Raw genomic sequence first — 21853 nt, 5'->3', positions numbered from 1 at the left:
CAAAACCACTCAAACAAGGGTTGCACAATGTCATTGCTAACCAAGACCATGTCGCTGGCGGCCGCTGCCGCGATGGCCGTCACGCTGCTGAGCAGCGCGTCCTTCGCCGAAGACGGCACCGGCCAACAGCTCTATCCGCTGTTTACCTACCGCACCGGGCCCTACGCTCCATCGTTCATTCCGTTTGGTGCCGGCAACATCGATTATCTCCGCTACATCAACGAGGTCGAGGGCGGCGTCGATGGCGTCAAGATCCTGGTCCAGGAATGCGAGACGGCCTACACGATCGAGCGCGGCATCGAATGCTACGAGCGCTACAAGAACGGCTATAACGGCGCGCTGACGGCGGCAATCTATCCGCATTCGAGCGGTCTCGACGTCGCACTCACCGATAAGGCTCGCATCGACAAGATCTCGATCGTCAGCCCTGGCGGTGGCCAGAACATCGCCACCGACGGTCGCGTCTTTCCCTACCAGTATCCATTGGTGTTCGACTACTGGAGCGAAGCCCAGATCATCGTCGATTACATCGCCCAGCAGGCGGGCGGCTATGACAAGCTCAAGGGGCTGAAGATCGCGACGCTCTATCACGACAGCGGCTATGGCCGCGATACGATCGAACCGCTCGGCATCCTCGCCAAGAAATATGGCTTCGAAGACATCCAGATCCCGGTTCCGCATCCCGGCGAACAGCAGCAGACACAGTGGCAGCAAATCCGCCGTGCAAACGCCGACTGGGTCTTTCTGCGCGGCTGGGGCGTCATGACGCCGGTGGCGATCAAGACAGCGGCCCGCGTCGGCTTCCCCGCCGATCGCATCATCGGCGATATCTGGAGCGGTTCGGAAGACGACGCCCGCCCGGCGGGTGCTGCCGCCAACGGTTACCTCGCCGTCTCTGTCTTCCCGCCGGGCACCAGCTACGGCATCTTGAAGACGCTCAAGGCGGATATCCTCGACAAGGGCAAGTCCGACCTGAAGGACAATTCGAAGTTCGGCACGGTTTACTACAATTACGGCGTGATCGAAGCCATCACCTTCGTCGAGGCGCTGCGCACTGGGCACAGGAAGTTCGGCAACAGGCCGCTGACCGCCGCCGAAGGCCAGTGGGCGCTCGAACACCTCGACATCGATCAGAAGCGGATCGCCGAGCTTGGCGCGGAAGGCCTCGTCAGTCCGCTGAAAACCTCCATCGATAACCATAAGGGCGAAACCATCGCTGCCAAGATCATCCAGTGGAACGGTCAGTCCTGGGACACAAGGACCGACTGGATAAAGGCCGACGCGTCGCTGTTTGCCGATGTCATCAAGGCAAAGGCAGCCGCCTACGCCAAGGAAAAGGGCATCGAGCCCCGCGTTGCAACGAACTGACACCAACCCGCACAGACAGGATCGACCCATGACCATCGCAGCAAAAAGCTTCCTCGAGATCCAGAATATGGAAGCGCTCTATGGTCAGGCGATCCTTGCTGTGCGCGACGTGTCGCTCAAGGTCGAGCAGGGCAAGATCGTTGCCTTGCTCGGCGCCAACGGCGCGGGCAAGACCACCACGCTGAAGGCGGTTTCCAATCTGCTTGGACCAGAGCGCGGAAAGGTCAGCCGAGGCAGCATCCTCTGGCAGGGCGAGCCGGTCAGCGGCCTTTCGGCTTCTCGGCTCGTCGCCAAAGGCGTCGTCCAGGTGCTGGAGGGCCGTCATTGCTTTGCGCAATTGACGGTCGAGGAAAATATCCTCTCCGGCGGCTTTGTCCGCAAGCCGAGCAGGGCAGACCTGCAGCACGACGTCGAACGGATCTACACATGGTTTCCTCGCCTCAAGGAGAAGCGCAGGGTCAAGGCCGGCCTGACCTCCGGGGGCGAACAGCAGATGGTTGCCATCGGCCGCGCGCTGATGACCAAGCCGAGCCTGGTGCTGCTGGACGAGCCGTCGATGGGTCTCGCGCCGATCATCGTTCAGGAAATCTTCGAGATCATCCGCATTCTGAACCGTGAGCAGGGCGTCAGCTTCCTGCTTGCCGAGCAGAACGCCAATCTTGCGCTTCGCTATGCCGACTACGGCTACATCCTCGAAAACGGTCGCGTTGTTCTGTCGGGAACGGCAGAGGAACTGCGAGCCCGTGAGGATGTCCAGGACTTTTACCTGGGCGGTGCCAATGTCGCCAAACCACACTGACCGCCTCGCCCGCGCCGGGTGAGGTAGCTAATTTCAGGACAATGCAAAATGACACAGATCGACAACGCCTGGGGCGCAGGCCCCAGCGCTCGCTATGAGACACTGGCCGAACGGTTCAGGCCGATATTTGCTGAGATCACCGCCGGCGCGGTCGAGCGGGAGCTTGGCCGCGAATTGCCGGTGGCGGAGATCGCGAAATTGAAGCAGGCGGGCCTGGGCGCACTGCGCATACCCGAAGCCGAAGGTGGTCTTGGCGCGACGCTGCCCGAACTCGCCAACATCCTGATCGAGCTGTCGGAGGCCGATTCCAACATCACCCAGGCGCTGCGCGGTCATTTTGGCTTTGTCGAGGATGTCGTCAACAAGACAGCCGGCGAGAGCCGCAAGCGCTGGGCGGAGCGGATTGCGCGTGGCGAGATCGCCGGCAACGCCTGGACCGAGATCGGCGATGCCAAACAGGACGTTTTCTCGACACGCATCTCGCACAAGGGTGACAGGCTGGTGCTCAACGGCACCAAATACTACACCACAGGCTCGCTGTTCGCCGACTGGATCGATGTCGGTGCGACGGGGCTCGACGGGCAAGGCATCGTCTTGCAGGTGCGTCGCGACGATCCAGGCGTCGATGTCATCGACGACTGGGACGGTTTTGGCCAGACGCTCACGGCCAGCGGCACCACGATCTTTACCGATGCCACAGTCGACCCGGACGATGTCGTCGTCGACGATGACAAGTTCCGCTATGGCGCCGCCTTCTACCAGCTGGTGCATCTTGCCACCCTTGCCGGTATCGGCCGGGCGATAGCCAACGAGACTGCTGCCGCCGTCGCCGCGCGCAATCGCTCGTACTCCAATGCCGCCGGCCCGCGCTCAAGCCAGGATCCGCAGGTGCTCCAGGTCGTCGGCCGTATTCGCAGCAACGCCTATGCGGCTGGCGCCATTGTTTTGCAGGTCGCGCAAGCGATCGAACGCGCTTATCAGGCACACTTTGCCAGCGATGCCGATGCAGAGGAAAAGGCCAACGCGATCGCCGAACTCGAGACATCGCAGGCGGTGACGGTGGTCACGAATCTGGTTCTTGAAGCGTCGACGATTATCTTCGATGCGCTGGGTGCATCCTCAACCAGGAAGCCGATCGGCCTCGATCGCCATTGGCGCAACGCTCGCACCCTGTCTTCGCACAACCCGCGCATCTATAAGGATCGCATCGTAGGCGACTACGCGGTCAACGGCACACCACCACCCTATCAATGGCGGATCGGGCGCAGCCCGTTGCCGGCTCCGGTCGCTCCGGTGATTCGGGGCTGCCGCGAAATAGGCCAAATCGACCTGCGACCGATCGTCGGATTCGCCTAGGAAGCGCACATACTTTGCTGTCAACCAACAGGCAAAGTTTGTGCGCGTGGCTAGTCAAACGCGCTGTCGAGCTAGGAATAAGAAAAAGTAAATAAGAACAATAGGTTAATTGTGGTGTAGATCCCGGCCAATGGTGCCATCGGCCGACATCCCTTACGCAATGGTCAGCGTAGGCCTCTCACCTTGGTCAGAATATCTTCCGAAAGCGCCGAGACGAGTGCCCTGTCGGCGCCCTTGCTCGGGATGAGGACAAATTCCACATCCTCCAACTGCGGCAAGCGGCCGATCTCTTTCAAGCCTGAAGGCGACATGCTTTGCGGTTGCACCAGAACCCCCATGCCGGCGCGGGCGGCCGCCGTCAGCCCGCTCAGGCTGCCGCAGGTGCAGACGATACGCCATGGCATGCCGTGCCGCTCGAGCGCTTCCAGCGCAATGCTGCGCGTGACGCTCGGCGGCGGGAAGGCGATCAGCGGCAAGGCCGCGAGCGACAGGACATGTTCGGGATCACGGGCGAGCCAGACAAGCGGCTCGCGATAGACGAGCCGACCACGGCTGTCGCCCAGCCGGCGCTTTGCCAGAACGAGATCGAGCTCGCCATTGTCCTGCATCTGGTAGAGCACGCCGCTCAGCGCGACGGTCAGTTCAAGATCAACGGATGGGTGAGACCGGACGAAATCCTCCAGCACCAGCGGCAGGCGGCTGGTGACCAGGTCCTCGGATACGCCGAGCCTCAAGGTGCCCCGCAGCCGCTGCGCGGTGAAAAGCGCCTGCACCTGTCCCTCTATGGACAACATGGTTCGGGCATGGGCAAGCAGGGCTTCGCCGTCTAGCGTCAGCACCACCTTGTGCGTATCACGGGCCAGCAACTGCCTGCCAAGCGCCGCCTCGAGCTTGCTGATGTGCGACGGTGGATTGCCCGAGCCCAAGTCTCTCGGCCGCGAAGGTAAAGCTTCCCATCTGCTGGACGGCGACGAAGCTGCGAAGTTGGGCCAGGTCGAGCATGGATATCTCAAATTGCGATAGCTGTTATTTCTTGTATCCTGTTTCGCAATGCACGAAAAGACGGCGTTGGACGCACTCGGGAACGAACATGCCATGCGCCGCTTTCTGCCGGACTCCTTTCTGATCCTCCTGTTGTGCACCGTCGCGCTTGCGTCGGTCGCACCTGCAACCGGGACGTTTGCGGGATGGTTCGCGATCGCGACCAATCTTGCCGTGGCGCTGCTGTTCTTCCTGCATGGTGCGAGGCTCTCGCGCGATGTCGTTGTTGCCGGCCTGATGCATTGGCGCCTGCACCTGGTGATCCTTCTGACGACCTTTGGCCTGTTCCCGCTGCTGGGTCTGGCGCTTGGCTATCTGCCTGCTTCGATCCTGCCCAAGCCGCTCTACCTCGGCATTCTGTTTCTGTGCGTCCTGCCGTCGACGGTCCAATCCTCAATCGCGTTCACCTCGATGGCCGGTGGAAATGTCCCCGCGGCCATCTGCTCGGCTTCCGCCTCCAACATCTTCGGCATGTTCCTGACAGCCTTGCTCGTCGGGCTGCTCTTCTCCATGGGCGGGCATGGCGGATTTTCGTGGGATGTGGTGAGCCAGATCCTGGTGCAATTGCTCCTGCCCTTTGCACTCGGACAGGTGCTGGAACCTCGGATCGGCAACTGGATACGCTCTCGCAAGACACTGCTGATGCCTGTCGATCGCGGCTCGATCCTGATGGTCGTCTACCTGGCCTTCAGCACGGCGGTCGCCGAAGGGCTGTGGCACATGTTCTCGCTGCGTGACATCGCCGTGGTCGTTGTCGCCGACATGGTGCTGCTCGGCCTGGTGCTTCTGTTCACGACATATGGCAGCCGGCTTCTCGGCTTCGACAGGGCCGACCAGATCACGATCACCTTCTGCGGATCGAAGAAGAGCCTGGCGAGCGGCGTGCCGATGGCCAACGTCATCTTTGCCGGCCAGGGCGTCGGCGCGATCGTTCTGCCGCTGATGCTCTTCCACCAGATACAGCTCATGGTCTGCGCCATGATCGCCCAGAGATATGCCAAGGCGGCAAACCGGTCCACCGTGCTGCAAGCCGAGCCGACGGCCTCAGTGGCTTAGCGCCGTCGAGCGAAGGTCTCGGCGATCGCGAGGACCGCGGCATGAATCGGTCCTGCGGTGAGGTTGGGCATGATCGACGCGTCCACGACAAACAGATTGTCGAGCGCCTTCAGCCGTAGATTTGCATCGACGACGGCGTCCGCGTCCTTACCCATCCTGCAGGTACCGCAGGGATGATGGTGTGTGATGACCGACCGCGCGATGAAGTTGTCGATCTCGGCCGCACTGTTCAGGCTGCCTGGCAGGAGTTCGCGCTCTCGCCAGCCGGCGAGTTCATCCCTATGCCCGATTGTCCGTGCCGCCTCGAGAGCTCGGCGAAACATCTCGCGGTCGCGGCCGGTCTGCAGGTATGCCGGGTCGATGATCAGGGGATCGCCGAGCTCAGGCCCGCTTATGAGCACGCTGCCGCGGCTCGTCGGATGGGTGATGCCGAACAGCAGCGAGTAGGCCGTGCCGGCGGCAGGCGCCTGGAAGCATTCGGACACGATCGGCGCGATGCCGCAGCCAACGACGATTTCAGGCTGCCCGGCAGCGGTGAAGTCGTCAGCGCGCATATAGGCCATCGACTCCGAATGTTGCAGGCGCGATGGCGGCACCGGCTTGCGGGCAGCGTAAAGGTTGCCGGCACCGAGCAGGTGGTCCTGAAGGTTTCGACCGATTTCAGGCATATCGATCAGGCAGCCAACGCCCGCGGCATCGAGCACATCGTGCGGACCGATCCCCGAACGCATCAGCAAAGCCGGACTTTCCAGCGCTCCGGCACAAAGCACGACTTGATCCGCAAACACTTCGACCGAACCCTGTCGCCCTGTGACCTCAAGGCTGCGGACCTGATTGCCCTCCAAATTGAGCCGCCGCACCCGGGATCCCGTAAGGATGGTCAGGTTCTCGCGGTCTCGGACTGCCCCGGTGAGCCAGGCGTCCGCCGCCGTCACCCGTCGCCCGTCGCGAATGTTCAGGGAGTTCGGGGTGACGCCGATCATCTGTCCGCTGTTGTGGCCCTTGAGGCGGGGCAGGCCCAGCGATGCGCCTGCCTCGATGAAGGCACGGGCAACCGGACTGACTTCGTCCGCCGGTAAATGGATTAGCAGCGGCCCGCCCTTGCCGTGAATGCCGTCGCCACCAAGCGGATGGTCTTCGATGGCCTGGAAGACCGGCAGCAGTGCGTCCCAACTCCATCGGCGGTCCCCGGTCGCGTCGACCCAGGCCTGGAAGTCTGAGGGATGACCGCGCATGTAGCCCATCGCGTGCAGGCAACTCGAGCCGCCGATCAACCGCCCGCGCGCCCAATGATGCACCCGGCCCGCGGTGCCAGCTTGCGGCTCCGTGCGATAGTCCCAATCGTAGCTGCGGCCCTGAAGCGCCGGCCAGGCAGCGGGGTTCCAGATGTCGGGGTCTGCCGCCTCTTCGCCGGCCTCGATCAGCAGAACGCGACGATCCGGCTCTTCACTCAGTCGCGCGGCAAGCAACGTCCCGGCCGACCCACCGCCGACGATGACGATATCGCAATTCGGTTTGCGCTCGACATTGGCCATGGTCATCATCACTCCATCTGCCACTTGCTGGCTTCGATAACCGGCATCTCTGACACCGACACGGTGAAGACCCCCGCGCACTGATCTGCATCAGGCAGATACCTGATCCGAAACCTCATGAAGGACGTCGAGTCTTCAGACGGAACGACAGTCCATCGAAGAGCTCAAATCCCGTTGTCCATGGATATCTTCGCCGCCGCTTTCGCCCTCAAGACGTGCTGCTTCGAGGCTTTGCGGGCGGCCTTCTCGTCGCCGGCGGCGATGGATTCGAATATCTCCCTCATCTCCGCCAGGCTGCTTTGTGCTCTGCCCTCCAAGGACATCGACCGTCCTCGAAAGAAACTTATCCTGGCCACCAGACCGCGATGGACTTCTTCCAGGATCGGATTGCCGCAATTCGCGAGTATGATCGAATAGAAGTCCGCGGCGGTCATGACCTGCGCCAGGCTGTCATTGCTGGATGCCGCCTCTTCGAATGCGGAAAGAGATTTCTCAAGTTCACGCAACTGTTCCGGCGAAATCCTCAGTGCGCATCGTCCCGCTGCCTCGACTTCCAACAGCTCTCGAACCTCGTAGATGGCGGTTGCCACCTCCCACGAAAGCGCCGGTATCGACGGCCCGCGGTTGGGTACGATTTCGATCAGGCGTTCGGCCTCAAGACTGCGCAAAGCCTCCCTTAGCGAGGGGCGGCTGATGCCGAGTTGCGTGCACAGTTGACTTTCGATGAGGCGGCTTCCCGGCTGAAACAATCCGGAGAAGATGGCGAGCCGTAACTTGTCGACGGTCTCCCGTTGCACTGTCCGTGGCGAAATTCGCAAATTCAAATCTGGGGGCATCGATAACGTCTCATGGGCTTTTGAGTCGCAAGCTGAAGCAGCATACGCCACGCCATGCAAATTTGACAGCAGGATAGCCAGATTGTCAAATCTGAAGATTGCAAGAATGTCAGACAATCGGCTTGACGCGACCCCGGTCTGTATGATCCTTTTGCAGGAGACGGGCAGCGGAGGCGAGGATCATGGACATGGCGGCGGACATAGCTACCGACCACTTCATTTCGCGCCGCGTCGACATTGGCCGCATCACCTTGAACGTGCGCGAGAAGGGCAAAGGCCCGTTGATGCTGTTCTTCCACGGCATCACCTCCAACTCTGCCGTCTTCGAGCCGTTGATGGCCCGGCTCTCGGATCGGTTCACGACCATAGCGGTTGATCAGAGGGGACATGGCCGCAGCGACAAGCCGGAAACCGGCTACGAGGCGAATGACTACGCGGACGACATCGCCGGCCTGATACGCACGCTCGATCGCGGCCATGCCGTCCTCGTCGGACATTCGCTTGGTGCTCGAAATTCGGTCACGGCCGCGGCGAAATACCCGGATCTGGTGCGGTCGGTCATCGCAATCGACTTTACGCCGTACATCGAGACTGCAGCGTTGGACGCGTTGGAAGCGCGAGTGAATACGGGGAGCCAGCTTTTCGAGGATGTAAAGGCCGTCGAAGCATACCTCGCCGGCCGCTATCCGAATATTCCTGCCGACGCCATCAAGATCAGGGCTGAGAGCGGCTATCAGGCGGTCGATGGCGGATTGCGTCCATTGGCCTCGCCGGCGGCCATGGCGCAGACCGCCAAGGGCCTGCGATCGGACCTGGTGCCAGCCTACCGCGACGTGACGAAGCCCGTCCTCATCGTGCGGGGCGAGACGAGCAAATTGGTGTCGGCTGCGGCGCTGGCGAAGACAAGTCGGCTGCGGCCCGATCTGCCTGTCGTCGTCGTTCCGGGCGCCGACCATTACGTCAACGAGGTCTCTCCCGAGATCACGTTGAAAGCCATCACCAACTTCATAGACGCCTGACGGCCAAGCGCGCCGTCTTCTTGTACGCAGCAGGATCCAGAGAATGGCCAACGTAAACAAAACTTCAGGCAAAGCGCGTCGTGCCGAGGTCGCCGGTGGCGGCTTTGCCGGCCTGACAGCCGCCATCGCGCTCAGGCAGAATGGTTGGGATGTCAGGCTGCACGAAAAGAGCTCGGAACTGCGGGCATTCGGCGCGGGCATCTATCTCTGGCACAATGGCCTTCGCGTGCTCGAAGGGCTGGGCGCCCTGGACGATGTTCTCCAGGGCTCGCACACGCCTCCGACCTACGAGACCTGGATGCATAACAAGTCTGTTTCCAAGGAGACGTTCAACGGTCTCCCCTGGCGCATCATGACGCGCAGCCACCTGCACGATGCCCTGGTCAATCGGGCCCGTGCCCTGGGTGTCGACATCCGCGTCAACTCCGAAGCAGTCGCCGCCGATCCGGAAGGGCGCGTGACCCTCCAGACCGGTGAGGTTCTCGAAGCCGACCTGATCGTCGGCGCCGATGGCGTTGGCTCCAAGGTCAGGGATTCCATCGGTTTCAAACAGGATCGATGGGTTTCGAAAGATGGTCTCATCCGACTGATTGTCCCGCGCATGAAGAAAGATCTCGGTCATGGCGAGTGGGACAATACCATCGACATGTGGAACTTCTGGCCGCGTGTTCAGCGCATTCTCTACTCGCCCTGCAATGAGAATGAGCTCTATCTGGGCTTGATGGCTCCGGCCGCCGATCCTCGCGGCTCAAGCGTTCCGATCGATCTCGAAGTTTGGGTCGAGATGTTTCCTTTCCTGGAGCCGTGCCTGATCGAAGCGGCCAAGCTAAAAACCGCCAGATACGACAAGTACGAAACGACCAAGCTGGATAGCTGGACAAGAGGCAAGGTCGCCCTCGTGGGGGATGCCGCGCATGCAATGTGCCCGGCCCTTGCCCAGGGCGCCGGTTGCGCGATGGTCAACGCCTTCAGCCTGTCGCAGGACCTGGAAGAGGGCTCTTCGGTCGAAGATGCGCTCGTCGCGTGGGAGAAGCGCATTCGCCCGATCACGGATCGCTGCCAGGCCCTGTCTGGCGACTATGCGGCGAACCGCTCGCTCTCGAAGGGAAACATGTTCACGCCAGCGGCGCTGGAAGCTGCCCGCTACGACGCGCTGCGCCGTGTCTACTCATGGCCGCAGTAGCGTCGGGCAAGCCGGCCACCGAATTAATCGGTGCGTGCGGAAACAGCGCGCACCCTTCAGGAGATAAAGATGAACTATTCCAGTGAAGTCGAAAGAGACTATGATGTCAGGGGATGGTACGCCTCCGTCCAGGAAAGCCGGCATGACGGCGGCACACCTGGCGAAACCCTCGTCAAAGTCGCGACTGGCGTTGTCATACGCAATCCCTTCGCCGGAAAGTTCGTCGCCGAACTGGCCGATCTGACCAGTCCGAGTGCAGCGATCGGTCATGCGCTCGGCGAGCGCGCCGTGGCGCTGCTCGGCAACAGGCCGGTCGAAAGCTATGGCAAGGGCGGTATCGCGGGTACATCAGGCGAACAGGAACATGTCGTCGCTTGCATCACCACGGTATTCGGCGATCCGCTGCGGCAGCAGGTGGGCGGTGGCAAGGCCTGGATCTCGTCGGTCAGCAAGGTCGCGGTCGCCGGCACCACCATCGATATCCCGCTTGCCCACAAGGACGAGCTCTACATCCGTTCCCACTATGATGCCGTCACTTTTTCCGTGCCGGATGCCCCGCGCCCGGACGAGCTTTTGATCTGCGTCGCCGTCGCATCGGGTCCGCGCGTGCATCAGCGCGTCGGAGGCAAGTCCGTCGCCGACCTCAAGGCCGGTGTCTAGGTCGATCGAAATTTCTGAAAGGACGAATTCCATGCCCCTGAACATCAAGGACCTCAAGATCACCTCGGCGGACTTCCAGCCGCTCGGCAAACTGCGCGACGAACATGCCGGCGACAAGGGCAACGTATTGCCCAGGCTTACCGTCAGTGGCGTCCCGGCAGGGACGAAAGAGCTCGCGGTCATCTGCCACGATCCGGATGCGCCGCTCGCCAACGGTTTCACGCATTGGGTGGTCTACGGCATCGATCCCTCGACCACCGACCTTTCGGACGCGCAGGAGAAGTTCCGCGTTGGGCCCAACGGCGCCGGCGGCAAGCAATATTACGGGCCTCAGCCGCCTGCGGGCCATGGAGAACATCACTACTACTTCTGGGTCTATGCACTCGACACGAAGGTCGAAGGCACGCCCACCCGGGAGGAGTTCCTGCAGAAATATGCCGGCAACATCATCGAGCAGAACCGGATCGTCGGCATCTACGAAAACAAGTGAAATCTGCGGCGCCGGCGACCGACAACAAGAATAAAAATGGTCGCCATCGCCGCGCAATGGGAGAATTTGGAAATGAAAGACAACAGCCCAGCGCGCCAGAAGGTCTTCGAGGAGCTCGTCACGGCAACGAAGATACTTCTGAACGAAGCTATCCTGGATACGTTCGGGCATATCAGCGCCCGTGACCCCGAGGAACCCGAAAGCTTCTTCCTGGCGCAGAAGCTTGCTCCAAGCCTGATAACGACCGGTGACATGCAGCGTTTCAACCTCGATGGCGAGACCTCGGATAACAGGCCGTCCTATCTGGAACGCTACATCCACAGCGAGATCTACAAGGCACGGCCCGACGTCCAGTGCGTGCTCCACAGCCATTCGCCGGCTGTCCTGCCCTATTGCTTCACCGACCAGCCGCTGCGGCCTGTGACCCATATGGGGGCTTTCCTCGGCGACGCCGTCCCGGTCTACGAGATACGCGACAAGCAGGGAGACGATACCGATCTCTTTGGCGGGAGCCGGAGCGTCTGTGCGGACATCGCTGAAAGCCTCGGGACCTATCCCGTCGTGCTCATGGCGCGGCATGGCGTCGTCAATGTCGGCAGTTCTGTCCGGCAGGTGGTGTTCCGGGCTTTCTATCTTGAACAGGAGGCGGCAGCGCAGACCGTCGGCCTGCGGATCGGCACGATCAAGTATCTGTCGCCGGGCGAAATCAAGGCCGCGGGAAATCTCGTTGGCGCCCAGATCGACCGTGGATGGGATCACTGGTCGCAGCGCCTCAGGGAAGCGGGCCTGGCCTAGGGGCCGCGGGTGTTTGAACAGACCCGGAGACCTTGGTCCTAGCCCAGGTTTTCCAGGCTCGATCTCAATGGGTTCCCTGACGCCACGGCGTCAGACGAAGGCAATGAAACGCACGATGCCGCACGCTGAAAGCTACGATTACATCATTGTTGGGGCCGGATCGGCCGGTTGCGTGCTCGCTAACCGGCTGAGCGCCGACCCGAGATGTTCGGTGCTGTTGCTGGAAGCCGGCGGCTGGGACCGCGATCCCATGATTCATATACCGCTTGGCTGGGGCAAGATCCTGACCGAGCGTCGCCATGACTGGATGTATTTCTGCGAGCCGGAAGACAATGTCGGCGGACGCAAGGTCGAGTGCGCGCGCGGCAAGGTCATCGGCGGATCATCGTCGACCAACGCCATGGCCTATGTGCGGGGAAATCGCGGCGACTATGATCGTTGGGCAGCCGCGGGGCTCAGTGACTGGTCGTACGACAAGGTCCTGCCGTATTTCCGCAAACAGGAGAGCTGGGAGGGGGGCGGGAACCAGTTCCGTGGCGGCAACGGCCCGGTCAGCACCCAGTTCTGCCGCTACAAGGACACGCTGATCGACGCCTTTGCGCAAGCCAGCGTGCAGGCAGGCTATGCGCAGACGAACGACTATAATGGCGAGCGGCAGGAAGGTTTCGGCCGCCTCCAGATGACGATTTCAAAAGGCCGGCGCGCCTCGACCGCGTCAGCCTATCTGCGGCCGGTGCTGAAGCGGCCCAACCTCACCGTCCTGACGGAAGCGAGCGCTACGAAGATCGTGCTGGAAGGTGCGCGCGCCACCGGCGTCACCATCAACCATCGCGGCGGCGAACGCACGGTCGTCGCCCGCAGGGAAGTGCTGCTTTCCGGCGGCGTAATCAACACGCCGCAACTCATGATGCTGTCGGGCATAGGGGCGCAGGATGAGCTTGCCGCCCACGGTATCCAGACGCGGGTCAATCTGCCGGCGGTCGGCAAGAACCTGCAGGATCACGTCTCGGTCATCCTCATGTACCGGCGCCGGGCTCCGGGCGGCCCTTTCCTGCGCAACATGCGTGCCGATCGGATCGGATTCGATTTCGTCAAGACCTACTTCACGGGACGCGGTTTTTCCGGCGATGTGCCAGGCGGTGTCGTCGCCTTCCTGAAGAGCGGTCCGGCGCGACCGTTGCCGGATGTGCAACTGCTCTTCACGGCGGCGCCGCTCGCCGCATGGCCGTACTTCAAGCCGTTCAAGGCGCCGTTTGCGGACGGCTTCGCAACGCGGATCGTGGCGACGCAGCCTAAAAGCCGGGGAGCGGTGAAACTGGCGTCGGCCGATCCTTCGGCGGCGCCCCTGATCCATCAGAATTTCCTCGCCTCGCCGAAGGATTGGGAGTCGCTTCGGGCCGGCTTCCGGGTGGCGCGGGATCTCGCGTCTCAGCCCTCCATGCAGCCCTTCATCGAGGCGGAGTTTTTCCCCGGCCCGAAGTGCCAGAGCGACGACGAGATCGACGAGCATATCCGCAAGACCTCCATCACCGTTCATCATCCGGCCGGGACCTGCCGGATGGGCGCCGATGCAGCCTCGGTCGTTGACCCGCAATTGCGCGTTCGCGGCGTCCAGGGGCTGAGAGTGGTGGACGCTTCCGTCATGCCCGACCTGGTCTGCGGAAACATCAATGCGGCAGTGATCATGATTGCCGAGAAAGCCGCCGACCTCATCGCGAGCTCGAAAGAAAGCGGGGCAGTGCAATGATCCGAAATATCGCCATCATCGGTCTGGGTACGATGGGACCGGGCATGGCTGCCCGGCTCGCCAGGGGCGGCCTGCAGGTGGTCGCCTACGATGTTGCCCCGGCAGCGATCGAGCGCGCGCGATCCATGCTGGGCGTGGCCGAGGGCGTTCTAGACGCCTTGGGTATTGCGCCACCGCCGGCCGGCGTTGGAACGGTTCGCTTCACGGATGATATCGGCGACGCGGTATCCGGTGCCGACCTCGTCATCGAGAACGTTCCTGAAAACATTTCGGTCAAGGCCGAAGTCTATCGCACGATCGACGGCCTGATAGGCTCGGACACGATCGTCGCGTCCGACACGTCGGGTATCCCGATCACCAAGCTGCAGGCGCACATCTCGCATCCCGAGCGGATGGTTGGCATGCACTGGTCGAACCCGCCGCACATCATCCCGATGATCGAGGTGATCGCCGGCGAGAAGACCGCGCCGCAAACCGTGACGACGATCCGCGACCTGATCCGCTCGATCGGCTTGCTGCCGGTGGTGGTGAAGAAGGACGTTCCCGGCTTCGTCGAGAACCGCGTGCTCTATGCGCTGCTGCGTGAGGCGGTCGACCTTGTCGAGCGCGGCGTCATCGATCCGGAGGATCTCGACACCTGCGTGTCGTGGGGCATCGGCTACAAGATCGCCGTCATCGGGCCGATGGCGCTGCTCGATATGGCGGGCCTCGATATCTACAAGTCCGTCTCCTCCTTCCTCAATGCGGATCTCTCCAATCGCGACGATGTTGCGCCCATGGTGCTGGAAAAGACGAACGCGTCGAAGCTCGGCATCAAGTCGGGCGAGGGTATGTTCTCCTACACACCCGAGCAGACCAAGGCGCTGCAGGGCGAACGGGCGCGCAAACTCGTCGCGGTGCGGCGCATCCTGGAGGGCCGGGAGTAGCCATGCGCATGGAACCCATTCGAGCAGCGGGCGGTCGGCCAGCCCATATCCGCCACGATGACGACCTGATCTCCGCCAAGGGCGTTTCGGTGGTCATGGCCAGCCAGTTGGTTCTGCAGAACATCGATCTGTCGATCCCGAAGGGGTCGTTTGTCTCGCTTATCGGTCCTTCCGGTTGCGGCAAGAGCACCTTGCTCAAGGTTCTGGCCGGGCTTGTCAATCCGACGAGCGGCAGCGTTTCGATCGCCGGACTTCCGCCGGTCGAGGCGGCGCGCAAGCGCATGATCGGCCTCGTCTTCCAGGACGCCAATTTGCTTCCCTGGAAGAATGCCGTCGACAACGCATCGATGCTGCTTGGCATCGCCGACAGATCGCTTTCGCGCGCCGATTTGCGGGCGCGCGGACAGGAGATGCTGGAACTGGTGGGGTTGGGCGACAGCGCCCACAAACGCCCCAATGAATTGTCCGGCGGCATGCGCCAGCGCGTTGCTATCGCACGGGCCCTGGCGCTCGATCCGGCGGTGCTGCTGATGGACGAGCCGTTCGGCGCGCTCGACGCCATTACCCGCGATTCGATGGGCCAGTCGCTGCTGGAGATCTGGCAGCGCACCGGCAAGACCATCGTCCTCGTCACCCATTCGATAGACGAGGCCATCCACCTGTCGCGCCATGTCCACGTGCTGGGGATCAAGCCCGGGCGGATCACCGAGAGCCTCGACATTGGTCTGCCCTATCCGCGCGACCTGTCGGTGACGGAAGATCCGGAGTTCGTCAGGCTGGTGGTTCAGCTGCGGATGATGCTGCGCGCCAGCCATCAACCGGGAGGCACGTCGTGAGCGATCAACCCGTCACCAATTTCTCCGAGTCGCGGCCCGAGTCCCGGCTTGCCTCAAGCTGGGGTGCGGCGACAGGCAGCTGGCTTCCAGCGGTCATCCTTCTGCTGGCGACGATCGTGGTGTGGGAAGCCGTGGTGCGGATTTTCGCCATATCCGCCTTCATCATTCCCGCCCCGTCCGAGATCGCGCAATCGCTGGTCGCGCAATGGGCAACGCTGATGCAGGCGACACTGGTGACGGCAGGCGAGATCCTGTTCGGCTTCCTCGTCTCCGTCGTGGTCGGCATTGCCATTGCGCTGGTCATCGTGCGCTTCGACTGGCTGGGGCGAGCGCTCTATCCGCTGGTGGTGCTGTTCCAGAACGTGCCCAAGGTGGCACTGGCGCCGATCTTCATCCTCTGGTTCGGCTACGGGCTCGCGCCCAAGATCGGCCTGATCCTGGTCATCGCCTTCTTCCCGGTGACCCTGTCGATGCTGGCGGGCATGCAGTCGGTCGATCGCTCGCTGCTGTCGCTGATGAATTCGGTCGGCGCCAGCCGCACCCAGATCCTGTTCAGGATACGTGTTCCGCATTCGCTGCCGAACCTGATGGCCGGAACCAAGATCGCCGCGACGCTCAGCGTCATCGGCGCCATCGTCGGCGAATTCGCCGGCGCCTCGGACGGGCTCGGTTACGTCATCCAGTTCGCCTCGACCCAGCTCGACACCGCGCTGGTCTTCGCGGCCCTGCTCCTCGTTTCGGTGCTGGGTATCGCCTTCTACTACGCAGCCGAAATTCTCGAACGCATCATGGTGCCATGGGCACCGAAATTCAGCCACGCCTAGGCCCGCTCAATCAACCAACTTAAAAAAGGGAACAAAAATGCTCAGACGCTCACTTATCAAGGCAGTTGCCGTTGCCGCGGCCGTCGGTGTGCTTGGCTTCTCAAACGCGGCCTTGGCCGCCGACAAGGTCAGCGTCCAGCTCGACTGGGTGGTGCGCGGCAACCACGCCATGTTCTTCGTCGGCAAGGAAAAGGGCTTCTTCGCCAAGAATGATATCGACGTGGCCGAGATCCGCAAAGGCTCCGGCTCGCCGGACGCCATGCGGCTGGTCGGCAATGAGAACGCGGATTTCGGTTTCGGCGATCTTCCCACGCTCGCTGTCGCGCGCTCGCAGAATGTCCCGGTCGTGGCGCTGGCCGCCGTCAACCAGCACTCGCCGCTGGCGATCATTTCGCTGGCCAAGACGGTGAAGCTCACCAAGCCGGCTGATCTCAAGGGTCTCACCATCGGCATTCATCCAGCCGGTTCAACCTACATCTTCTTCAAGGGCTTCCTGGCGGCCAATGGCCTGACGGAGAAGGACATGACGCTGAACAGCGTCTCGCCGCCCTATGAAAGCTATCTGCTTCTGGGCCGTGTTCAGACGGTGGTCGGCTATGTCGACGCCGAGGTTCCCGAACTGGAGGCCAAGGCGGGCGGTCCTGGTTCGCTCAGCATCATGATGGGCGCGGACCATGGCTGGAAGGCTTATGGTTCGGGCCTGTTCACCTCGCAGACGATGATCAAGGACAAGCCCGAAATCGTCGCCCGCTTCGTCAAGGCATACAGCGAGGCATTCGACTATGTCGCGGCGCACCCCGAAGAGGCGGCCGAGATCACGGCCAAGGCCGCACCGGGTTACGCGGACAAGAAGGACGTGCTGCTGGCGCAGATCAACGCCGATATCGCGTCGACCTTCACCAGCCCGGACACCAAGGAACATGGCCTCGGCTGGATGACGAAGACACAGTGGGAGGAAACGCTGAAGACGCTTACCGATCAGGGCGTGCTCAAAACGGCCCTCTCGGCGGACGATGTCTTCACCGACAAATTCCTGGCAAAGAAGTAAGAGGCGCGCGGTGTTGGGCGGGGCAAGTCGATGAGCGCCTACCGGCAGACCAGGCTGTCCTGCTCCATGACGCAGGACACGGCGCGTTCGCCTTTCGCCGCGTCGATGCGGTCGAGCGTGATCTGCGCGCGTGTGGCATATGCGCGACCCGACAGCCCGCACCACAGCCGCTCGACGGGCAGGTTCTCGCGCTTGTCGTTGAGGATCGTGAACGTGCCCGTCTTGGGGTCGAACCAGAGTTCGAGGCGGGCGCTCTTGCCCGGCTCGACCGTCGCGATCCCGGCCGAATACCAGTGGGCGAAGTCGGCATTGCAGGACAGCCCTTCATTGCCCGCATTCGAAATCGTCAACGGCACCATGTCGAGCCCGTCGGTGCCCTTGCGGACGATGACCTGGTGCAACTCAACCGCGTTGGCGAAGGATGTGAACGCCAGCATCACCGGGAGGACATAACGAATCTTCACTTTGCCTGAGCTCCAAGGGTAAATTTATCAGGCAGTCTACCTCGCTTCTGCGCAATAACAACAAGAATATTGATTGGCAAATCAAACAGAGAGGGTAACATGTTAAAGATTCTCAAGAGCAGTGTGAGTGCATTTATACTGAGCGGTGTCTTGCTTAGCTGCGCGTTTGCCGGCGAAGTCAAGTCGATCGCCATCCTGACGCCCGAAGAAGGCACCGACTACGGCTGGAATCAGCAGGGCATCGATGCCGCCAAGGCGGCGGGCAAGGCCGCCGGCGTCGAAGTGGTGGTGGCCCAGGGGCTCGGCTATGGCGATGTTCGTCCCACTCTGCGGGAGCTCGCGTCCGATGGTGCCAGCCTGCTGATCGCCCACGCCAGCGGCTACAACACCTCGGCGCCTGAAATCGCCAAGGAATTGAAGGTTCCGGTGGCAATCGTCGATACGCCGAACGGCCTGGAGAAGGGTCTCGTCGCCGACTACACGCTGAGCGGTCACCAGGGCGCCTATCTCGCCGGCCGTCTGGCCGCCAAGATGTCGCGTTCCAAGTCGGTCGGCATCGTCGTCTCGGGCGAACCGCCATCATGGAACTCGCAGTCCGCGGCGTTCGCGCAAGGCGTGAAGGCGGAGAACCCGGACGTCAAGATCACCTATGCGGTGATCGGCCCGGCCGCCTACAGCGACGCGGCTGGCGGCAAGCGCGTCACCGAAAGCGTGATCGCGTCGGGTGCCGACATCATCTTCGGCCAGGGCAACGGTTCGAGCTTCGGCATGTTGCAGGCGGTCGAAACCACCAAGGCAGCGGATGGCGGCAAGGTCTATTTCATCGACGTCATCGGTGACAAGTCGCCGATCGACAAGGGCTTCCTGCTGTCGTCGGTGGTGTGGAACATCGAGCCTGTCTATGCGGCGATGATCGCTGATCTCAAGGCCGACACGTTCGGCACCAAACACTATACGATCGGCCTCAAGGACGACTCGGTGAAGCTGCTGAAAACCGCTGCCATTCCGGACAATGTCTGGACGGAAATCCAGGCGCTGCGCGAAGACGTCATTTCCGGCAAGATCAAGGTCGATCCGGTCTATGACGCGGCCGCTGTCAGGGCATTGATGACCAGCGTCGCCCAGTAAGGCGATCACGGTCGGCTGCCGGAGGGGTGATCCGTTCACCTCTCCGGCCGATTACCATTTTTTGGTGTTGGGCTTTCATGAGTGGTTCTTCTTCATCGTCCGTTGCCGGGCGCGACATCGTCGCGCTTGAAGGCGTGACCAAACGGTTTCCCGGCATCGTCGCCAATGACAGCGTCGACCTGTCGATCCGCCCGGGCGAGGTGCATGTTCTGCTGGGCGAGAACGGTGCGGGAAAATCGACATTGATCGGCATGCTGTCGGGACTGCAGCAGCCGGACGAGGGGCGCATCCTGGTAGACGGCAAGCCGACCCCGATCACCTCGCCGCGCCATGCGCTGGCGCTGGGCATCGGCACCGTCTTCCAGCACATGATGCTGGTGCCGACGCTGACGGTGGCGGAAAACCTGTTGCTTGGCGGACCCTGGTGGCAGCGCCCCAGGACCGAAGAGCTGGAGGCGCGCGTCGCCGAGATCACCCGCAGCCTCGGCATCACCGTGAAGCTGCATGCCAAGGTGTCGGAGCTTTCGCTCGGCGAGCAGCAGCAGGTCGAAATCCTGCGCGCCATGGTGCGCAACAGCCGGCTGCTGATCCTCGATGAGTCCACCTCGATGCTGACGCCGAAAGGCATCGACGAACTGGGCGCGCTGATGCGCCGCCTTGTCGAGCAGGGGCTGGCGATCGTCTTCATCACCCACAAGCTCAAGGAGGCGGCGGCCTTCGGCGACCGCATCTCGGTGCTGAAGCTCGGCCGCAAGGTCGGCGAGATTCCGCCCGAGCGGTTTCGCGCGCTGGGCGAACAGGCGATCATCTCGGAGATCGTGGAATTGATGTTCGGCAAACAGAAGGACGATCCGGAAGCGGCCGAGCGTCCGGTCCGTACAGTCCGCACGGATGCCGCTCCACTGCTTCAGGTCGCGGATCTCGCGGTTGCGCCGACGGACAATGCGCCAGGCCTGTCGTCGATCTCCTTCGACATCCGCCCGGGCGAGATCCTGGGCATCGCCGGCATCGACGGCAACGGCCAGAAGCAACTGGCGGAAGCGCTGGCCGGCCAGCGCGCGGCGACCGGCGGTTCGGTGCGGCTGGAGGGCGTTGCCATCGAGGCGCTGAGCGTCGGCGAACGCCGTCGGCGCGGTCTGCGCTACCTGACCGACGACCGGCTCGGCGAGGGCACTGTCGGCACCTTCCCGGTCTCGATCAACTTCTTCCTCAAGCAGGTCGGCGCGGCCCCGTTCTGGCGCAACGGCGTCGAGCAGCGCGGCGAGATCGACAAGCGCGCCGCTGAGCTCGTGCGCGAATACGATGTGCGCACGCCAAGCCTGAAGACCCCGGTCGCCCGGCTGTCCGGCGGCAACATCCAGAAGGTGCTTCTGGCACGCGAACTGGCAGAGGGCGCCAAGGTGGTGATCTTCAACAAGCCGACCTATGGGCTCGATCTCGCCAATACATTGGCGTCGCGCCAGCGCATCCGCGATACGGCGGCTCGAGGCCTGGCCGTGCTGCTCATTTCCACCGACCTCGAGGAATTGCTGAGCATGTGCGACCGTGTCGCCGTCATCGCCAACGGAGCGCTCGTCGGCACCGTAGAGAACACCGACGACGCCCGCACCAAGGTCGGTCGCCTGATGATCGGACTTGCCGCATGAGCATCGACACCGCACCCACAGGCAATGCCACCGCACTCGATGCCACGAGCGCGGCGGCGACGCGCCGCGACATCCTGCATCGGCTGCTGATGACGCTCGGCCCGATCCTCATCGCTCTCGTCTTAGCCGGCTGTATCCTGCTTGCCGTCGGCGTCGACCCGCTCGCCTACTACGGCTACGTGCTGGAAAAGGGCCTGTTCTCGCCGCTCGGTATCCAGCAGACACTGACGCGCATGGCGCCGCTGCTGTTTCTCGCCGCCGGCCTGATCGTGGCCTTTCGCGCCGGCATGTGGAATCTCGGCGGCGACGGCCAGTTCCTGCTCGGCGCGGTAACGGCGGCGGCCAGCGCTCCCGTGTTCGTTCAGATCATGCCGGCCTGGCTGGCGCTGTTCTGCGCGTTCCTCATCGCCATGGCGGTGGCGATGATCTGGTCGCTGGTGCCGGCTCTGCTGCGGGCCTATCAGGGCGTCAACGAGATCATCACCACGCTGATGATGACGTTCCTCGGCACCTCGCTCGCCAATGTGCTGGTCAAGCTGGTGTTCCGCGATCCCAGCACGACCGTGCCGCAGACCCGCACGCTGCCGGTGGAAGACCGGCTGCCGCGCCTGTTTGAAACGACCATCACCAGCGGCCTGCTGCTTGGGCTGGCGGCGATCATCATCGTGCATCTGGTGATGACACGCACGGCGTTCGGGCTGAAACTGAGGATCGTCGGCGCCAATCCGCGCGCGGCGGTTCATGCGGGGCTCGGCGTGCCTGGCCTGACCATCGCCGTCTTCGCCATTTCGGCCGGGCTCGCCGGCCTTGCCGGCGCCGTCGACATCATCGGCGTGCAGGGCAATGTCCGCGCCGACTGGAATCCCGCCTACGGGCTTGCCGTGATTCCCGCGGTGTTTCTCGCCCGCATGAACGGCTTTGCAGCCATCGGTTTCGTGTTCCTGCTCTCGGTGCTGTCGATCGGCGGCGAGAGCGCGGCGCGGCGGCTCGGCGTACCCAATCATTTCACCCTGGTGCTGGTTTCCATCGTGCTGATCGTGCTCGCTCTCGCCGAATATGTCGACCATCGATACAACCAGTCGCGGAGGGCTTGAGG

General features: G+C 62.6%; 20 protein-coding genes and 1 pseudogene. 17 read left to right on the top strand and 4 right to left on the bottom strand.

The window, feature by feature from the left end:
- Positions 1-27 precede the first annotated feature (27 nt).
- From DBIPINDM_RS10590 to DBIPINDM_RS10580, 3 genes are read left to right on the top strand one after another with little or no spacing between them, the layout of a single operon-like run.
- Complete coding sequence (locus DBIPINDM_RS10590; protein WP_258585673.1) at positions 28-1368, top strand: ABC transporter substrate-binding protein; 1341 nt, start codon at positions 28-30, stop codon at positions 1366-1368.
- Between the two features lie 28 nt (positions 1369-1396).
- On the top strand, positions 1397-2167 hold the full coding sequence (locus tag DBIPINDM_RS10585) for an ABC transporter ATP-binding protein (protein ID WP_258585672.1): 771 nt from the start codon (positions 1397-1399) through the stop codon (positions 2165-2167).
- A gap of 48 nt (positions 2168-2215) precedes the next feature.
- A complete protein-coding gene (locus DBIPINDM_RS10580) occupies positions 2216-3523 on the top strand; it encodes an acyl-CoA dehydrogenase family protein (RefSeq protein WP_258585671.1) in 1308 nt (435 codons plus the stop codon).
- A 164-nt stretch (positions 3524-3687) separates the two neighbouring features.
- Here DBIPINDM_RS10580 and DBIPINDM_RS10575 read toward each other — a convergent pair.
- A pseudogene (locus DBIPINDM_RS10575) lies at positions 3688-4525 on the bottom strand (LysR substrate-binding domain-containing protein).
- A gap of 93 nt (positions 4526-4618) precedes the next feature.
- Between DBIPINDM_RS10575 and DBIPINDM_RS10570 the strand changes: the two are divergent.
- The gene (locus DBIPINDM_RS10570) at positions 4619-5620 is read left to right on the top strand and encodes a bile acid:sodium symporter family protein (protein ID WP_258585670.1); all 1002 of its coding nucleotides are present in this window, start codon (positions 4619-4621) and stop codon (positions 5618-5620) included.
- Here the strand turns inward: DBIPINDM_RS10570 and DBIPINDM_RS10565 are convergent.
- Positions 5617-7161 carry a GMC family oxidoreductase gene (locus DBIPINDM_RS10565; protein WP_258585669.1) on the bottom strand — a complete coding sequence of 515 codons (1545 nt, stop codon included), beginning with the start codon at positions 7159-7161 and terminating at the stop codon, positions 5617-5619. The two genes, DBIPINDM_RS10570 and DBIPINDM_RS10565, sit on opposite strands and share 4 nt — an antisense overlap.
- 158 nt (positions 7162-7319) lie before the next feature.
- Positions 7320-8108 (bottom strand): GntR family transcriptional regulator, encoded by a 789-nt coding sequence (locus DBIPINDM_RS10560; RefSeq protein WP_258585668.1) that lies wholly within the window; start codon positions 8106-8108, stop codon positions 7320-7322.
- 65 nt (positions 8109-8173) lie between these two features.
- Between DBIPINDM_RS10560 and DBIPINDM_RS10555 the strand changes: the two genes are divergently transcribed.
- The 10 genes from DBIPINDM_RS10555 to DBIPINDM_RS10510 all read left to right on the top strand — a co-directional run bounded on the left by DBIPINDM_RS10555 (position 8174) and on the right by DBIPINDM_RS10510 (position 17519).
- Positions 8174-9010 (top strand): 2-(acetamidomethylene)succinate hydrolase, encoded by an 837-nt coding sequence (locus DBIPINDM_RS10555; protein ID WP_258585667.1) that lies wholly within the window; start codon positions 8174-8176, stop codon positions 9008-9010.
- 43 nt (positions 9011-9053) lie between these two features.
- Positions 9054-10193, top strand: coding sequence for an FAD-dependent oxidoreductase (locus tag DBIPINDM_RS10550; RefSeq protein WP_258585666.1), 1140 nt, complete (start codon positions 9054-9056; stop codon positions 10191-10193).
- A gap of 69 nt (positions 10194-10262) precedes the next feature.
- The gene (locus tag DBIPINDM_RS10545; RefSeq protein ID WP_258585665.1) at positions 10263-10853 is read left to right on the top strand and encodes an amino acid synthesis family protein; all 591 of its coding nucleotides are present in this window, start codon (positions 10263-10265) and stop codon (positions 10851-10853) included.
- A 31-nt stretch (positions 10854-10884) separates the two neighbouring features.
- The gene (locus DBIPINDM_RS10540) at positions 10885-11343 is read left to right on the top strand and encodes a YbhB/YbcL family Raf kinase inhibitor-like protein (RefSeq protein WP_258585664.1); all 459 of its coding nucleotides are present in this window, start codon (positions 10885-10887) and stop codon (positions 11341-11343) included.
- A gap of 72 nt (positions 11344-11415) precedes the next feature.
- On the top strand, positions 11416-12138 hold the full coding sequence (locus DBIPINDM_RS10535; RefSeq protein ID WP_258585663.1) for a class II aldolase/adducin family protein: 723 nt from the start codon (positions 11416-11418) through the stop codon (positions 12136-12138).
- 115 nt (positions 12139-12253) lie between these two features.
- Entirely contained in the window at positions 12254-13885 is a 1632-nt protein-coding gene (locus DBIPINDM_RS10530) for a GMC family oxidoreductase (RefSeq protein WP_258589240.1), read from the top strand.
- On the top strand, positions 13882-14811 hold the full coding sequence (gene fhmpcd1, locus DBIPINDM_RS10525) for a 5-formyl-3-hydroxy-2-methylpyridine 4-carboxylate 5-dehydrogenase (RefSeq protein ID WP_258585662.1): 930 nt from the start codon (positions 13882-13884) through the stop codon (positions 14809-14811). Before DBIPINDM_RS10530 ends, fhmpcd1 begins: the two co-directional genes overlap by 4 nt.
- 2 nt (positions 14812-14813) lie before the next feature.
- Entirely contained in the window at positions 14814-15647 is an 834-nt protein-coding gene (locus DBIPINDM_RS10520; protein ID WP_258585661.1) for an ABC transporter ATP-binding protein, read from the top strand.
- Positions 15644-16471, top strand: coding sequence for an ABC transporter permease (locus DBIPINDM_RS10515; RefSeq protein WP_258585660.1), 828 nt, complete (start codon positions 15644-15646; stop codon positions 16469-16471). The genes DBIPINDM_RS10520 and DBIPINDM_RS10515 overlap by 4 nt, the downstream gene beginning before the upstream one ends.
- A 37-nt stretch (positions 16472-16508) precedes the next feature.
- Complete coding sequence (locus DBIPINDM_RS10510) at positions 16509-17519, top strand: ABC transporter substrate-binding protein (protein ID WP_258585659.1); 1011 nt, start codon at positions 16509-16511, stop codon at positions 17517-17519.
- A 38-nt stretch (positions 17520-17557) separates the two neighbouring features.
- On the opposite strand, the gene DBIPINDM_RS10505 is transcribed toward DBIPINDM_RS10510, so the two are convergent.
- Positions 17558-17983, bottom strand: a complete 426-nt coding sequence (locus DBIPINDM_RS10505) for a hypothetical protein (protein ID WP_258585658.1) — start codon at positions 17981-17983, stop codon at positions 17558-17560.
- 99 nt (positions 17984-18082) lie between these two features.
- Here DBIPINDM_RS10505 and DBIPINDM_RS10500 point away from each other — a divergent pair, with 99 nt between their 5' ends.
- The 3 genes from DBIPINDM_RS10500 to DBIPINDM_RS10490 all read left to right on the top strand — a co-directional run bounded on the left by DBIPINDM_RS10500 (position 18083) and on the right by DBIPINDM_RS10490 (position 21851).
- The gene (locus tag DBIPINDM_RS10500; RefSeq protein ID WP_258585657.1) at positions 18083-19111 is read left to right on the top strand and encodes a putative B6 ABC transporter substrate-binding protein; all 1029 of its coding nucleotides are present in this window, start codon (positions 18083-18085) and stop codon (positions 19109-19111) included.
- 77 nt (positions 19112-19188) lie between these two features.
- Positions 19189-20757 carry a putative B6 ABC transporter ATP-binding protein gene (locus DBIPINDM_RS10495; RefSeq protein WP_258585656.1) on the top strand — a complete coding sequence of 523 codons (1569 nt, stop codon included), beginning with the start codon at positions 19189-19191 and terminating at the stop codon, positions 20755-20757.
- Positions 20754-21851, top strand: coding sequence for a putative B6 ABC transporter permease subunit 2 (locus tag DBIPINDM_RS10490; RefSeq protein ID WP_258585655.1), 1098 nt, complete (start codon positions 20754-20756; stop codon positions 21849-21851). Before DBIPINDM_RS10495 ends, DBIPINDM_RS10490 begins: the two co-directional genes overlap by 4 nt.
- Positions 21852-21853 lie beyond the last annotated feature (2 nt).

Source organism: Mesorhizobium sp. AR02 (assembly GCF_024746835.1).
In the GTDB taxonomy this organism is placed as follows: Bacteria; Pseudomonadota; Alphaproteobacteria; order Rhizobiales; family Rhizobiaceae; genus Mesorhizobium.
The sequence above is the reverse complement of the archived record's forward strand: the minus strand, read 5'-3'. Positions and strand labels throughout refer to the sequence as shown.